The sequence below is a fragment of the Methylophaga sp. F7 genome (assembly GCF_056863975.1).
On record NZ_CM166511.1, the window covers coordinates 1,354,179 to 1,368,301 of the forward strand.

Consider the following 14,123-nt stretch of genomic DNA (forward strand, 5'->3'; position numbering starts at 1 on the left):
ACTCAAAGTACTTGAGCCAGTTGGAAGCTTTAAAGCTTTTGATAAGCGTCAACCGGTTTGGATAAAAGTAACGTGGACAACTCGTTACTGCTCCCTAAATACCAATTGATATTAAGAGAAGATATGGAGGTGATCATGGTAATTCCGTCTTTCATAAAAATAATATTTAACTTCAAAGTCAGTGATGGCGCGGGATATATAGCGAAAACCAATAAATAAATCTTCCCTTATAACTTTAGGATTATTTCCTATATTTTTGACCTTCTTTACGTAGTAAATTGAAGCCCACTCTGTGATTCGCATCACAGACTTGGCCTACATGGTGGTGGTGGGAAATTGAGTCAGCTTTTCACTGCTACAGGCGGGCGAGCCTTTAAAAATTCGCTCAACATGTTTACTGGGAGAGGTCATTTGAGTACTGCCGCTTTATACCAAGAAGTAGATGTCTGTAATGTGAATACCATAACTCAAACAAGAGATTCACTGATTACAGAGCTTTATCAATCACATAATAGTTGGCTCATGGGATGGCTATGCAAAAAGCTGGGCTGCAGTTTTGATGCTGCCGACTTGATGCAAGATACTTTCTCCCGTGTCCTGCAAAAAGATGACCTGAGCAATATCAAAGAACCCCGGGCCTATCTCACCACCATCGCCCATGGTTTGATGGTCAATCATGTTCGACGCCGGGATATTGAAGCGGCCTACCTCGATGAAATTGCCAACTTACCTCAGGCAGAAGCGCCTTCACCCGAAACCATCAATATCATGATTGAAACGCTAACTCAGATCGATGAGATGTTAGATGGGTTGCCAGACAGAGTGCGAAGTGCTTTTTTGTGGTTTCAGCTTGAAGGACTCTCACATGCTCAAATTGCTGAACGGTTATCGGTCTCTGTGAGCTCAGTTCGTCAGTACATTGCTAAGGCGTTATTACACTGCATTAACATGTCTTCCTAAACGGCTTGCACAGTTACATATGGCAAATACTAATACCAAAGCTTTGCACGACGCGACGAACTGGTATGTTCAGTTAACCTCTGGCAGCGCTACAGAACAAGACCGCCAAGCCTGGAAAGAGTGGCTTAATGCCGATCCGGCCAACAAGCTTGCCTGGCAACAAGTCGAAGAAGTCACCAACTGCTTCATGGGCCTCAATACAAAAACCAGCATGGCCGTACTGAATAGAAGGTATGTGGCCACACCTGCAATCAATGGAAGAAGACAGTTCGTTAAAAACCTGGGTCTATTGTTAGCCGTCAGTTCAGCAGGTTGGCTGACTTATAAAGAAAAGCCCTGGTATCACTTTATGGCGGACTACTCCACAGCAAAAGGTGAGGTGCAAAAATTCAGATTGGATGATGGCACCCGACTTGTTTTAAATACCGATACCAAAGTCTCGATTCACTTTGACGAACAAATCAGAAGCGTCAGACTCCTGCAAGGCGAGGTCTATGTTGAAACCGCTCAAGAAACCAATCCTGTTTATCGTCCCTTTATCGTTCAGACCATGCATGGCACCGTGACGGCGTTAGGCACCCGGTTTAGTACCCGCATTTATAACAATCGCAGCTGCGTCAATGTATTTGAAGATGCAGTAGAAGTCAGGCCCATAGACGGACTCGGCGATAAAGTCGTGGTCAATGCCGGTGAAGAGGTGAAATTCACCTCAATGCTATTCCAGCAAAAAATGTTGTTTGATATGTCAGCTGCCGATGCCTGGACCAAAGGTTTTATCATTGTTGATAACATGCCGCTGGCAAAAGTCATCGACGAACTATCCCGGTACCGCCATGGTGTGGTGCGATGTGATCCCGCGATTGCTGATTTAGAAATCTCAGGCGCTTTTCCAATCACCGATGTGGATGCGGCATTACTCAGCATTGCTAAAACACTTTCTATTCGTATTGAAAGTTTCACGCCCTATCTGGTTATGCTTAAACCAGCTTAAACCGGCCAAATATCCAGGGTCTGTTGGTCTTTCATATCCGCCGCTGTTGTGACTAAAAATGCACCAATCAAGGCGCGAGGAGGGCAGTTTAGTCATTCTAAATAAACGACGAGCAACACGGAGTGGTGCATTTTCAGCCTCAACCCGAAGGGCTGGGGCTATTTTTCCGCCCAACTGTGTTGAAAATGATTTATTTAGAACAACTACATCGCATCATTTTCGCCTTGTTGAACAAAAAAATAGCCGCCAGCAGTGGTGGCTCTGAAAGACCAACAGACCCTCGTTTCAAAAAAATTCAAAAATAATTTCAAAAAAATTGTCACTTTTCGATTTTCGATTGGCATAGCTAATAGAAGAACAAAAAAGATCGGAGAGAGAATGTTGAATTTGCACAATCAGGGCAAACTCTGCCTGAAGAAAAAGTTTTATCGTTGTCTATCAGTTGCCTCACTGAGTATGGCCTCAACTTTACCGTTGAATCATATTGCAATGGCAGCAGATGAAACTGTGCAGGAAGCACCCAGAAAAAACTATTCCATCCCAGCGGGACCATTAAGCAAAGCGATTTCAGAGTACGCCGCCGAAACCGGCGTGCGATTAACCTTTGATCCCTCCATCGCCAAGGACAAACAAACCAAAGGCTTGGATGGCGAATATTCTGTTGATGAGGGCTTTAACCGTCTTTTAAAAGACAGCGGTCTCGAAGCGATCGATGATCAAGCTGGTGGATATTTTCTAGTGCCAGCATTACCCGCTTTGGGCGAAGAAGCAACCTTGACACTGGAAAAGGTCAATGTTCGTGCACAACGTTTCTATGAGATTGGCCCAATGCCAGGTCTTGGACTCACCAAAGAAGAAATTCCCGGGAACGTGCAAAGCATCAGTGCTGATGAGATTAGAGATGCCCGATCTCTAAGTATGACCGATTTATTTAACTCAAAACTCCAGGGGGTCACGGTTAACGATTACCAGGGCAACCCCTTCCAGATGGACATTCAATACCGCGGTTTTACGGCGGGGCCACAAATCGGTACGCCACAAGGGTTAAGTGTTTTCTTAGATGGTGTCCGGGTCAACGAGCCCTTCGGTGATGTAGTGAACTGGGACATGATTCCGATGAACGCGATTGCTGGTGTAGATGTGTTTCCGGGTTCCAATCCAATTTTTGGATTAAACACCTTGGGCGGTGCATTCACCATGAAAACCAAAGATGGTTTTAACTTTACAGATACTGTTTTTGACGTGATGAAAGGCTCCTTTGGTCGTGAACAATTACTGGCAGAGAGCGGCTGGAATAATGGCACCATTGCATTCTTCGGGGCAGGCAGCTTTTTTATGGAAGATGGCTGGCGGGAAAATTCACCAAGTGAGGTCAACCAGTTTTTTGGTAAAGCCAGTTATCGTGGTGACAAACTGGATCTACATCTTAGTACGTTAATTGTAGAGACAGATCTGGTTGGTAATGGGCTGATTCCAACTGAAGAATATCGACAAGATCGAAATGGTGTTTTCACTTCGCCTGACGTCACCGAAAACAGACTGCAGCAATTTCAGCTAGCAGCTGCCTACCAAGTCAATGATAAATTCAGCGTCACCGGACAAGTCTATAGACGAAATAGTAAACGGGATTCACAAGGTGCTGATGTTTATACGCAATTTGGAGGCAATGACTATATCAGGCGTAATTTAAATGAAGGAGAGGAATATACTTGTTTGTTTGAATCCAGTAATGATTATGGTCTACCTGATTATTATGTTGTTGCTGATGGTTCTGCAGAGCAAGCGGCTTTCACGAGTTTTGCAAACGCAAGTCTAGAGGATGCTTTTGCAGCAATTGAGGCATTGGACCCGGACGCATTAAATGCAGAGTTGCCTGATTATTATGTTGATTATGCACAAAAATATTTTGCTTATGATAAAAACTTTTACACCGGTAACATTCTGCAACCTGGGGGACTTACTAATTTAGAAAAGCCCACTCCAGGTTCCGATTATCTATACGAGACGCAGAGTAATCTTGCTGGTTTAAAAACTGTTACCGCTCAACCCGGTTTTCTTCAAGGGTTTATTGTTAATTCTTTATCACAAGCTGCTTTTCATTACACCAAAAATGGTGTGAAACAACTTCTTTTAATCAAACCCCCTACTAATGCGGATGTTTGTCAAGGTGATATAAACAATAACCAATTGAAAGTAACTGGTCCTGACGGTGGGTTTCAAACGGCTGATGGCGCTAACTATAGTCAGACCAATCCTGGTGTGATTGATGGTACCCCGACAGCCGTACTTACGGATAATAGTATTGATCAGATAACCGATGGCGCTTCCATTCAATTGAACTGGAACACAGAAAAACACAAATTTATGATCGGTGCCTCAATTGATCGTCCCACAGCTGAATATGCCACTTCACAACAATTGGGTTTATTCACCCCAAACCGTGAATTTTATTATGCTCCTGATGAGATTCGTGATCAGTATCTCGCTGCGGATATACCTATCAGCAATAATAACTTTGAGGGCGAGCAATTAACCAAAAGTCTTTATTTCAGTGAAACGTGGAGCCCAGTCAGCAACTGGCACTTCAATGCTTCGGCGCGGTATAACGATACTAAAGGGCATAATAAAATTGCTTCCCGTAACTACGGTACATTTGTTTTCGATTTGACTCAATTGGAAGCATTTCCTGACAGTTATGATATTTGCCCACCTGGAGTTGATTGTCCTACCGGCTATGAAGAAATTGATTCATTAAATTTAAAAAATCCAGAAGAAAGGGAGGATTTTAGTTACTACTCGTTAAATCCCTCTCTGGGCGTGGCATGGGATGCTAGGGATGATTTGAATATTTATGCAAACTTTGCTCAAGGTGTTCGCGTGCCTTCTGTAATAGAACTGGGTTGCGCTTTGGATAAAACACCTGTTGGCTCGAAGGGTACTTATAAAAGTCTTCAAGAGAATCGTTCATGTTCTCTGCCTTCAAATTTATCGGGTGACCCCTATTTGCCTCAGATAAAAGCCGAGACATGGGAAATTGGCGCCCGTGGTCTTTGGGATGAATGGATTCAGTGGAATATCACAGCCTACCAAACTAATTTAAAAGATGATCTCTATCTGATTACTTTTCCTGGTAATCGTAACTTCTTTGACACCATTGGAGATACCCGCCGACAAGGGATTGAATTGGGTATATCTGGTCAAAAAGACAGATGGGGATTTAGTGTCAACTATGCACTGACGCACGCGACCTTTGAAGATGATTTCACCATTGCAGGTAATGACAATAGCAGCTCCTATGAAGATTTTATCGGTAATTACGACTATAGCCGCTTGATAGATGTTGGGCCGGGAGATCGGATGCCAGGTGTTTCTTTACATAATTTAAATGCCACGGTGAGCTATATGATTACCCCTAAATGGGAGATTGGGGTAACAGCGATTGCACACTCAGAAAGTTATGTACGTGGTAACGAAAACAACAAACACCGTCGTGGTGTAGTACTCACCGAAACAATTGATGATGGTGGTGTACAAACGGTTGTAACCAGAAAACCCACTAGTAATCCGGGTAAAGTGCCCGGTTATATGACGTTTAATGTCCAAAGTACCTATAACTTTAATGAAAATTTAAGCGTCAATCTGTTAGTGAATAATGTGTTTGATCATGAGTACTTTACCGCTGGAACCTTAGGGCGTAACCCATTCTCACCAGGAACCTATGGCGCAATTGGACCAGATGGTTATAACCATAACTCTCTGGAATGGGATAGCACAAACTTTGTGGCACCGGGAGCACCAAGGGGGGCATGGCTTAGCATGAGATGGCGGTTTTAATAGTTTAGGGATAAGGGAAAAAGGCAGTGCATTTGCGACTGCCTCAAAAGGGATTCAACCACAATCTTGGTAAGTATTAAGGCACGAATTAAAGATTGTGATGAATGGGAGCTTCGGGCAGTCACAAATGCCCGTCTATTGTTAGGGACAGAGGCATAGTAAAAATTCTAAGGAGGCAGATTTTTTACTATTCATTACCTGAGTTTGGTTCAGTAGAAAACTGATGAGAATTGGATAGGAAGTAAATCTGATGCCAACTTTGATCCGATGAGTTTTTTAAGACACAGATACGCAAGTTTTTGCTTAGAACTTGAGCGAAGGGTGTACTTGTTTCCCCAGTCAGGTACACCCTTTTTTTTGTTAGAAATCCTCATAAATTTTTATATGATTTAGGGGGCGGTGCCATAAAAGGTCCTAAACCCTGAAAAACTAAATAAGTCGGTAAATAGTGCAAGGTTTAAGTAAAGCAAGCATTAGCAAGAGATAAATTTCATGCAGAAGAGAGCATAAAAAATATAAATCCATTAAGGAATGAAATGGGAGGAAAGGGAATGGAGAACAAAAAAACATTAACTGGCTTTACGATTATTGGCTTATTAATAATAGTCATCCTGATTGCTCTCATACTGACTTTGGCGGCACCCCAATATATGGAATCAGTCGATCGTTCAAAAGAGAAAGTGCTGCGCCATGACTTGATTGTGATGAGAAGTGCTATCGATCAGTATTTGAATGATCACAACGAATACCCCAGTAGTTTGCAAGATTTGGTTGAGGGAAAATATTTGAGAGAGGTGCCAATTGATCCCATTACGGATAGTGAAGATACATGGATCTTTAGTAAGCCAATTTCAGATGAATATGCTGGCAGTATTGCAAATGTGTTTAGTGGCTCGCAGCTGACTTCCTCAGAAGGAACGCCTTATGCAGAATGGTAATACTAGTCCATTCAATTAGGTTGCATGTTATTCGGCACAATTTGTCTATTGATTTTTACAACTTAAAATCTAGCTACTTAGGGGGGTATGGCTTCATAACGGTAATACTGATACCGCCAGAACTGATTAACGATGGGCGAGACGTGATTTCATCTAAAACAGCAGTTTGGCAGCCGTTAACGTTTAAGTCACCAAATTCAAATTAAGGATATTTTCCCTTTCACTTTCGTTGGTTTTCGCTAGAAAGGCTGCTGAATAGAGCCGATTATTTTAGTCATAGAGAACGTTTTTAAAAAAATTCCAAAAAAAATTGTCACTTTTGCATTTTCAATTGGCATAGAAGGTAGGGAGCCATAAAAACTTAACGTTTTTTTGGGACCCAGACCGATGAAGATATGCAAATAGTTTGGTGTTCTGAGGCAAGTTCGCAGTTTAAATCATCAGTATTTTGATATTAGGTCAGTTTTTTCTACTCACTTAACGAAGGAAAGCGCTTCTATGGATTCAGTACCAGATATAGTTGATGCGGTACTTATTTTTCTCGCATTTTTATCGGTCCTGATCTGGGCTGTTGCTATCACCAAGTTTGTTGTCTTTTACCGTAATACTGGTTATGACCGTCATTTTTTAAGGCAGTTTTCGCAGATAAAACATATTGATGAAGTGCCTGAGATAGTTGCGTCGACCAAAGGCAGATTATCACGCGTTTGTCAGGCAGGATTAGCTGAATTAGCGTCATTACAGGATATGAATGGTGATGGCATATCGCCAGAAGACAAACGCCAGATTTTACTGCATGCACTTCGGCAACAAGCGCATATCGAACAAACCCGGATGGAAAATGGATTGTCAGTGCTGGCCAGTGTCGGATCCACCGCACCGTTTATCGGTCTTTTCGGTACCGTCTGGGGCATTATGAATGCACTTAAAGCTATCTCAGCTACGGGGTCAGCCAGTCTGGATGTCGTAGCGGGCCCAATTGGTGAAGCGTTGATCGCCACTGCTGTCGGTATTGCTACGGCGGTGCCTGCTGTTCTGGCTTATAACTACTTTTTGCGTAAGGTGCGTCTTTCTGTTGCCACCATGGATAACTTCGCTTCAGCGTTTCAGTTATTAGTACTGAAATCCGGTGGGCAATTTGATGAAGTGAATCGAGCCAAAAATACGGACAGCGGTATTTATTAAAATCAAAGATCGACTTTAAAAGCAACCGTCTTAACTTTTTAAGGATTCCGTTATGGCAATGAATATGGGTAGTGATGACACTGCAATGAGTGAAATCAATGTGACGCCTTTGGTAGACGTTATGTTGGTTTTGCTGACGATATTTATCGTTACCGCACCTTTATTAACCAACGCGGTACCGGTTAATCTTCCTAAAGCAACGTCTGATCTTTCACTAACTCAGCCAAATACCATCAGTATTAGTGTGACTGATGACGGTACGGTTTATTTTACCGATGAGGCCGTTTCTCAGGAGGAGCTTGATTTGCGATTACTGCAGACGGCAGAGAATGCTGACAGTACCGTTGAAATTTTTGCTGATGAGAAAGCCGAATATGGAAAAGTAGCTAAGGTTATGGCATCCATCCAGCGAGCGGGCATTACTAAATTCACATTTGTCATGCAGCCTGAGACGATAAATTAACCATGATTCATTGGCTGAATACTGCTGTGAACACCTGATATGACAACTACTCTGGTCCCGGATTTTTCATCAGCTCAGGCCATTGGCTCTGATCGAATTATTCCAGGTTTTTTGCTGGCTTTAGCAATACACATTGGTTTATTCATATTGTTTTTACCAGTGATTGAATATTCACCTCCAGCTGCTCCCATGCGAATTGCTGTTCAAGTGACGCAGCTTCAAGAGGAGGTTGAGCTGGTTGAAGAAGAACCTGAAATAGTCGAACCGGAGCCGATTCCAGAGCCGGTAGAACTGATAAAGCCTCCAGTTATTGATAAACAAATTCTTGTCGCCAAAGACGATACGCCACCAGAACCCGAAGAGCTGGTTGTGCTTGAAAAGGTACCTGAAGAGGAAGTTGTTGAAGAAATAAAACCGGTAGAGCCACCGCCCAAGCCAGAGCCGGTAAAACCTGAACCCAAAAAAGTTGAAAAGCCTAAACCCAAGGTTGAACCCAAGCCGGAAAAACCGAAAGTTATTGAGAAGCCAAAACAGGCATTACCGATAGCCGAACCGAAAGTGGCTGAAGTGATTGAGGAGCCTGTCACGCCCTTACCTGATGAACCTATAAATGAGGAGGTAGCAGAAATATCACCGTTGCCATCATCCACGGTCAGTTCAGAGAATGCATCCTCAACCAGTAAAGCAGTCAATGCCACCGGTGATAACCCCAACGAAGATAACAGAGGCGGGACAGATGAAGTTGATCGTAACGAAGCCTGGAAAGGTTACGGCCAATTGCTTTACGCCATGGTTTCCAAAAATAAAAAATATCCCCAACAAGCCATTCGCCGTAATTTGGAAGGCATTGTCATGGTCAGCGTCCGGTTTGATAAAGGGGAAATGGTAGAAATAAACATCATAGGACAAGGCAGTGGACATCAAGTATTAGATAGAGCTGCTCGCGAGATGTTAGAAAAAGCCGTAAGAGAATTGCCCGTCCGAGGCAACCTGTCGAATAAATCGTTTACCGTCGTAGTGCCAGTAGATTTCAAATTAACTGGGTAGCTGCTTAGTCCTGAACGTTCAAAGCATTTGCTCGTAACAACAACAGCAATACAAACAAAAAAGCAGTTATCAAATTAATGATAACTGCCTGATTGTATTTCAATTTTTGGTGCGCCTGGCACGATTCGATCGTGCGACTGCCTGGTTCGTAGTTAGGTAGTGAGAATTTCCAAGCAATGGATTCTAAATAATAAATAAACCTTCCATGTCCCATGAATCCGACACAATAATTTATCTTAAGATAAGATATTACTTAAGGTCGTTCTTAGCTATGGGGCAGTGAAAGGATAATGCATGAGAGATATATTTCCAGGGCACTTTAAAAAGAGCTCTTCACAAATTGAAGATATTTGGAATGATGCTTTCTTTATGATAGATGCCAATATTCTTCTTAATTTATACCGATACTCTGAATCAACAAAAAAGGACTTTCTTACGATTCTCATTAATCGAAAAATTCAAAAAAGATTGTGGTTACCCTATAGAGCTGCTCAAGAATATCTACAAAATCGTTCCACAGTAATTGCTGAACAATCTAAATCATACCTTGAAATGATCACTTCAATTGATACGTTCAAAGCTAAGTTAGATAATAAACGTCAGCATCCATTTGTATCAGACAGTCTTAAAGTAAATGTTGATAAGGTCTTGGATGAATTGTTAGAAGAATTAAAAAATAGCCATACTAAACAAGAATATATTCATGATGAGGATAAAATAAAAACCGATATTGATCGATTGTTTAGCAAGCAGATTACTGAAAAATATGACGATAAACGTTTAGAAGAATTATTTTCCGACGGTGCCAAAAGATATAAAGAAAAAATTCCTCCAGGCTATAAAGACAGACATAAAGCAAATGACGAAGATACATTTGCAAGTAAAATGAGAGTGTATGGTGATTTAATCATTTGGAACCAAATATTAGATTTCGCTAAAAATAAACAAGCAGATATCATCTTCGTAACTGATGACAAAAAAGAAGACTGGTGGAATGTCTCTTCTACAGGAAAAACTATTGGACCAAAGCCAGAACTTATTGAAGAGTTTGAAAATGAAACGAAACAGTCAATTCTCATTTATCAAGCAGATAGGTTTTTTGAATATTCGTCAAAATATCTCAATCAAAATGTTAATCCCGGCAGTAAAGATGAGATCACTGATTTAACAAATAGAAATTTTAGACTTAAAAATGACAAAGAACGTATTGGTTATATTTATAAGGAAATAATGGAGCTCAATTTAATCCTTAAACAGGTAGAAGCCAAATGGGTGTCATTGAAGTCTCATAGACTTAATTTACTTGCAGATTTAGAGCATTTAAAAAATTATGGTGACGAATCAATGATTGAAAATGCTGAGCTAAAAATCAAAGAAATTGATTTCGAGTTGAGAAATATTTCTCAGCAACGTTCAGATTTTGAAGCTCAACTTAGCATGAAACAATCAGCTTTAGCTCTATTTAAGGAGCCATACAGCTTTCTTTAATTTCGGACTTGCTCTATTTGAGGCATACATATGCTTGAAGTCGTTAACAGAACTGAGGAAGGGGAAATCTGCTTTCTATTCGACTTGTAGACCTTCAGAACGGCATAAACGTATTCCCACTTAATGTTCAGGCTAAGACAGACAAGAAAGTGTTCTATGAATGGATTGAAGAATTAACCCAAGCTGTTGAGATATGCAAAAAGTTACGAAAAAAAACTGATTCACCATGGCTGTTCAGTACGCGAACGGGTCAAGGATGTATGTCAGAAAATGGTCGTTCAAATTCTTTTGACAGTATATGGCAGCGATTCATGGCCAAGGCTTTGAAGGAAACTAAGCCTACAGTACGTTTTACAGAGTACGACCTCAGGGCAAAGGTGGCTTATGATAATGAATCAGAGCGGGCTCGTCAGCTTTTGGTCATGCTTCTTCAGTTATTACTGATCGAGTTTATCGAAGAAAACCAGAAGTTATTACGCCAGCGACACGTGAAACGGGTAAGTAAATCAACGTTGAGTTATTATCATTTAATTGCTCAATGGAGATAAACATGGACGACAAAATGGATGCTAATGCACAGCGAGGAGCGCAGTTTAATAATTTATTAAAACGATCTGCTGAATTTGAAGAGTTTACGACGCAAATGCTACTCAAGACATCCTACGATAACTCTGAGAGGATACGTCTTAGTAAAGTCATGTGTAGCGTATCAATTGAGCATGCTGAGAGCCTAAAAATACTGATTATTTCTGGTAACTTTACATCAGCTGTTGGAATGCTTAGAAGTCAATATGAAAGTTTAGTTAGAGGAGTATGGGTGTTCTACTCAGCATCGGAAAAACAGCTCGAACGTCTCGGCTCTCAATTAAATGAACAGAATGCAAATATCGCTGAAAAACTGCCTATGTTGAGCAAGATGATTGAAGAGTTAGCTTCATCAAGCCCTAAAAATGCTTTTGATTCAATCATTGAGTTTAAAGAGCACCAATGGAAGCCGTTGAACTCATATGTACACGGTGGTCTTCACGCCATTGATAGACACAGTCGAGGGTATCCAATAGAACTATTGAAGCAAGTCTTAAAGAGTTCAAACGGAGTTAATGGGTTGCTAGCAATGTTCACAGCTGTTATGTCAGGTGATCGAGAAAACGTAAAAGCGGTATCTTCTTCATTCAATGATTTTTCAGATTGTTTTATAAGTAGGTAATACTGATTTTATGGGGCAGGTAGTAATCAATGGGACATTGAAACAAAAAAGCAGCTATCAAATTAATGATAACTGCTTCGATGTACTTCAATTTTTGGTGCGCCTGGCACGATTCGAACGTGCGACCGCCTGGTTCGTAGCCAGGTACTCTATCCAGCTGAGCTACAGGCGCTTTAAAGCGTGAAATTGTACTGTTTTTTACTGATTATCACAAGGATAATTTCAGAAAAAAATGGCGGAGAGCGAGGGATTCGAACCCTCGATAGGGATTAACCTATACACCCTTAGCAGGGGCGCGCCTTCAGCCACTCGGCCAGCTCTCCATCAAGCCGGCCATTATACCAGCTGTGATTCTTTTGGCTAGTCGATTTGCCTAATTAACCTGCGTTTGATTGATCTTTTTCAGCTTGAATACGATCATAGATTTCTTCACGGTGAACTGTGACATCTTTTGGTGCATCTACACCGATTCTTACTTGATTACCTTTGACACCCAGTACATTTACAACAACATCATCACCGATGATGAGAGATTCTCCAACGCGACGTGTAAGTATTAACATGTTATTCCCCTTTCAGTATAAAATCTGGCACCGAGGGGAGGAGAGTGATGACTCCTTTCGTTGAGCTAGGCCTCGTGCCAGTTCCGTTTATTTCCTTTTGGAAGATCTTTTGTCTTCCTTCCTCTATGACAGCGTTGGACAATAAATTATCCGCTTATCTTTGGTGGAAAGTATATCAGGATAGTTGCACCTTATCGATAGGAAAAACTTCCTGATATCAATGGTTTACTTAGCTTGTTCTAGCTGGAATGCCTTATGTAACGCTCTTACGCCCAGTTCCAGATATTTTTCATCCACCACAACTGAAATTTTAATCTCGGAGGTGGAGATCATGCTGATGTTAATATTTTCCTGTGCCAGGGTTTCAAACATCGTGCTGGCAATACCTGCATGTGAACGCATACCCACACCAACCAGTGAGATTTTTGCGATATGCTCATCGCCTGTAACTTCACGGGCACCCATGGATTCTGAGGTTTCTTTCAGTAATTTCAACGCTGTTTGATAATCATTGCGGTGAACGGTAAAGGTGAAGTCGGTAGTGGAATCATGACCAGTGTTTTGGATAATCATATCCACTTCGATATTTTTCTTGGCAATTGGCCCCAGAATTTTATAGGCGACACCTGGTTGATCAGGGACGCCTAAAATAGTTAGTTTTGCCTCATCGCGATTAAAGGCAATACCTGAAATAAGCGCTTGTTCCATTGAGGGTTCCTCAGAGGTAATTAATGTGCCGCCACCGTCAGTAAATGATGAAAGTACGCGTAATGGCACGTTGTATTTTCCAGCAAATTCGACCGAGCGAATCTGCAAAACTTTTGCTCCCAGGCTGGCCATCTCGAGCATTTCTTCAAAGGTAATGTGATCCAGCCGACGTGCTTCCGGGACAACGCGTGGATCAGTGGTATATACACCATCCACGTCAGTATAAATCTGACATTCATCGGCTTTTAACGCTGCAGCCAACGCCACCGCAGTAGTATCGGAACCACCACGACCCAGCGTAGTAATATTGCCTTGCTCGTCACATCCCTGGAATCCTGCAACGACGACAACTTTGCCATCGCTGAGATCCTGACGCATTTTTTCATCATCGATCTGCATGATGCGGGCTTTGTTATGTGCATCGTCAGTGAGGATTTTTACTTGGGATCCGGTATAGGATTGTGCTGGCATACCCATTTGCTCAAGTGTCATGCTGAGCAGGGCAATCGTGACCTGTTCACCCGTTGACAATAGAACATCCAGTTCACGACCACGTGGGTCTGGATTAATTTCTTTCGCCAAAGCCAGTAAGCGATTGGTTTCGCCGCTCATCGCGGAGACGACCACCACGATATCGTGACCATCTTTACGATATTGAATAACTTTTTTAGCGACTTCCTGGATACGTTCTACAGAACCGACTGAAGTACCGCCGTATTTTTGTACGATAAGTGCCATG

The 14,123-nt window shown here is 41.8% G+C and carries 13 protein-coding genes and 2 tRNA genes; 11 read left to right on the top strand and 4 right to left on the bottom strand.

The genetic code is table 11. The annotated features are described in order from the left end of the window. The first annotated feature begins 411 nt into the window (after nucleotides 1–411). From AC08OG_RS07055 to AC08OG_RS07105, 11 genes are all read left to right on the top strand, one after another. Nucleotides 412–960: a sigma-70 family RNA polymerase sigma factor gene (locus tag AC08OG_RS07055; protein WP_439503208.1), complete on the top strand. Its 549-nt coding sequence runs from the start codon at nucleotides 412–414 to the stop codon at nucleotides 958–960. A 19-nt stretch (nucleotides 961–979) separates the two neighbouring features. After that, nucleotides 980–1,951 (top strand): FecR domain-containing protein, encoded by a 972-nt coding sequence (locus tag AC08OG_RS07060; protein ID WP_482930442.1) that lies wholly within the window; start codon nucleotides 980–982, stop codon nucleotides 1,949–1,951. Between the two features lie 122 nt (nucleotides 1,952–2,073). Then, nucleotides 2,074–2,256, top strand: coding sequence for a hypothetical protein (locus tag AC08OG_RS07065; protein WP_482930443.1), 183 nt, complete (start codon nucleotides 2,074–2,076; stop codon nucleotides 2,254–2,256). A 73-nt stretch (nucleotides 2,257–2,329) separates the two neighbouring features. After that, a complete protein-coding gene (locus AC08OG_RS07070; protein WP_482930444.1) occupies nucleotides 2,330–5,785 on the top strand; it encodes a TonB-dependent receptor in 3,456 nt (1,151 codons plus the stop codon). 551 nt (nucleotides 5,786–6,336) lie between these two features. Continuing rightward, a complete protein-coding gene (locus AC08OG_RS07075) occupies nucleotides 6,337–6,723 on the top strand; it encodes a type II secretion system protein G (RefSeq protein ID WP_292353444.1) in 387 nt (128 codons plus the stop codon). A gap of 498 nt (nucleotides 6,724–7,221) precedes the next feature. Continuing rightward, entirely contained in the window at nucleotides 7,222–7,908 is a 687-nt protein-coding gene (locus AC08OG_RS07080) for a MotA/TolQ/ExbB proton channel family protein (RefSeq protein ID WP_482930445.1), read from the top strand. 52 nt (nucleotides 7,909–7,960) lie between these two features. Continuing rightward, nucleotides 7,961–8,371: an ExbD/TolR family protein gene (locus AC08OG_RS07085; RefSeq protein WP_292353446.1), complete on the top strand. Its 411-nt coding sequence runs from the start codon at nucleotides 7,961–7,963 to the stop codon at nucleotides 8,369–8,371. Between the two features lie 39 nt (nucleotides 8,372–8,410). Continuing rightward, nucleotides 8,411–9,418: an energy transducer TonB gene (locus AC08OG_RS07090; protein ID WP_482930446.1), complete on the top strand. Its 1,008-nt coding sequence runs from the start codon at nucleotides 8,411–8,413 to the stop codon at nucleotides 9,416–9,418. Between the two features lie 294 nt (nucleotides 9,419–9,712). Next, entirely contained in the window at nucleotides 9,713–10,906 is a 1,194-nt protein-coding gene (locus AC08OG_RS07095; protein ID WP_482930447.1) for a PIN-like domain-containing protein, read from the top strand. Between the two features lie 149 nt (nucleotides 10,907–11,055). Next, entirely contained in the window at nucleotides 11,056–11,454 is a 399-nt protein-coding gene (locus tag AC08OG_RS07100) for a hypothetical protein (RefSeq protein WP_482930448.1), read from the top strand. Between the two features lie 2 nt (nucleotides 11,455–11,456). After that, on the top strand, nucleotides 11,457–12,113 hold the full coding sequence (locus tag AC08OG_RS07105) for a DUF6988 family protein (protein WP_482930449.1): 657 nt from the start codon (nucleotides 11,457–11,459) through the stop codon (nucleotides 12,111–12,113). A 95-nt stretch (nucleotides 12,114–12,208) separates the two neighbouring features. Here AC08OG_RS07105 and AC08OG_RS07110 read toward each other — a convergent pair. The 4 genes from AC08OG_RS07110 to AC08OG_RS07125 form a co-directional block, all read right to left on the bottom strand. Continuing rightward, nucleotides 12,209–12,285 (bottom strand) — tRNA-Arg (locus AC08OG_RS07110). A 61-nt stretch (nucleotides 12,286–12,346) separates the two neighbouring features. After that, nucleotides 12,347–12,436 (bottom strand) — tRNA-Ser (locus AC08OG_RS07115). Between the two features lie 54 nt (nucleotides 12,437–12,490). After that, complete coding sequence (csrA, locus tag AC08OG_RS07120) at nucleotides 12,491–12,676, bottom strand: carbon storage regulator CsrA (protein WP_014706856.1); 186 nt, start codon at nucleotides 12,674–12,676, stop codon at nucleotides 12,491–12,493. Between the two features lie 225 nt (nucleotides 12,677–12,901). After that, complete coding sequence (locus AC08OG_RS07125; RefSeq protein ID WP_292356753.1) at nucleotides 12,902–14,122, bottom strand: aspartate kinase; 1,221 nt, start codon at nucleotides 14,120–14,122, stop codon at nucleotides 12,902–12,904. Nucleotide 14,123 lies beyond the last annotated feature (1 nt).

Bases quoted from the DNA above. Each gene is read 5' to 3' on its own strand.
- AC08OG_RS07060 (WP_482930442.1), top strand. From the start codon at position 980: ATGGCAAATACTAATACCAAAGCTTTGCACGACGCGACGAACTGGTAT.
- AC08OG_RS07070 (WP_482930444.1), top strand. From the start codon at position 2,330: ATGTTGAATTTGCACAATCAGGGCAAACTCTGCCTGAAGAAAAAGTTT.
- AC08OG_RS07075 (WP_292353444.1), top strand. From the start codon at position 6,337: ATGGAGAACAAAAAAACATTAACTGGCTTTACGATTATTGGCTTATTA.
- AC08OG_RS07080 (WP_482930445.1), top strand. From the start codon at position 7,222: ATGGATTCAGTACCAGATATAGTTGATGCGGTACTTATTTTTCTCGCA.
- AC08OG_RS07085 (WP_292353446.1), top strand. From the start codon at position 7,961: ATGGCAATGAATATGGGTAGTGATGACACTGCAATGAGTGAAATCAAT.
- AC08OG_RS07090 (WP_482930446.1), top strand. From the start codon at position 8,411: ATGACAACTACTCTGGTCCCGGATTTTTCATCAGCTCAGGCCATTGGC.
- AC08OG_RS07095 (WP_482930447.1), top strand. From the start codon at position 9,713: ATGAGAGATATATTTCCAGGGCACTTTAAAAAGAGCTCTTCACAAATT.
- AC08OG_RS07105 (WP_482930449.1), top strand. From the start codon at position 11,457: ATGGACGACAAAATGGATGCTAATGCACAGCGAGGAGCGCAGTTTAAT.
- csrA (WP_014706856.1), bottom strand. From the start codon at position 12,676: ATGTTAATACTTACACGTCGCGTTGGAGAATCTCTCATCATCGGTGAT.
- AC08OG_RS07125 (WP_292356753.1), bottom strand. From the start codon at position 14,122: ATGGCACTTATCGTACAAAAATACGGCGGTACTTCAGTCGGTTCTGTA.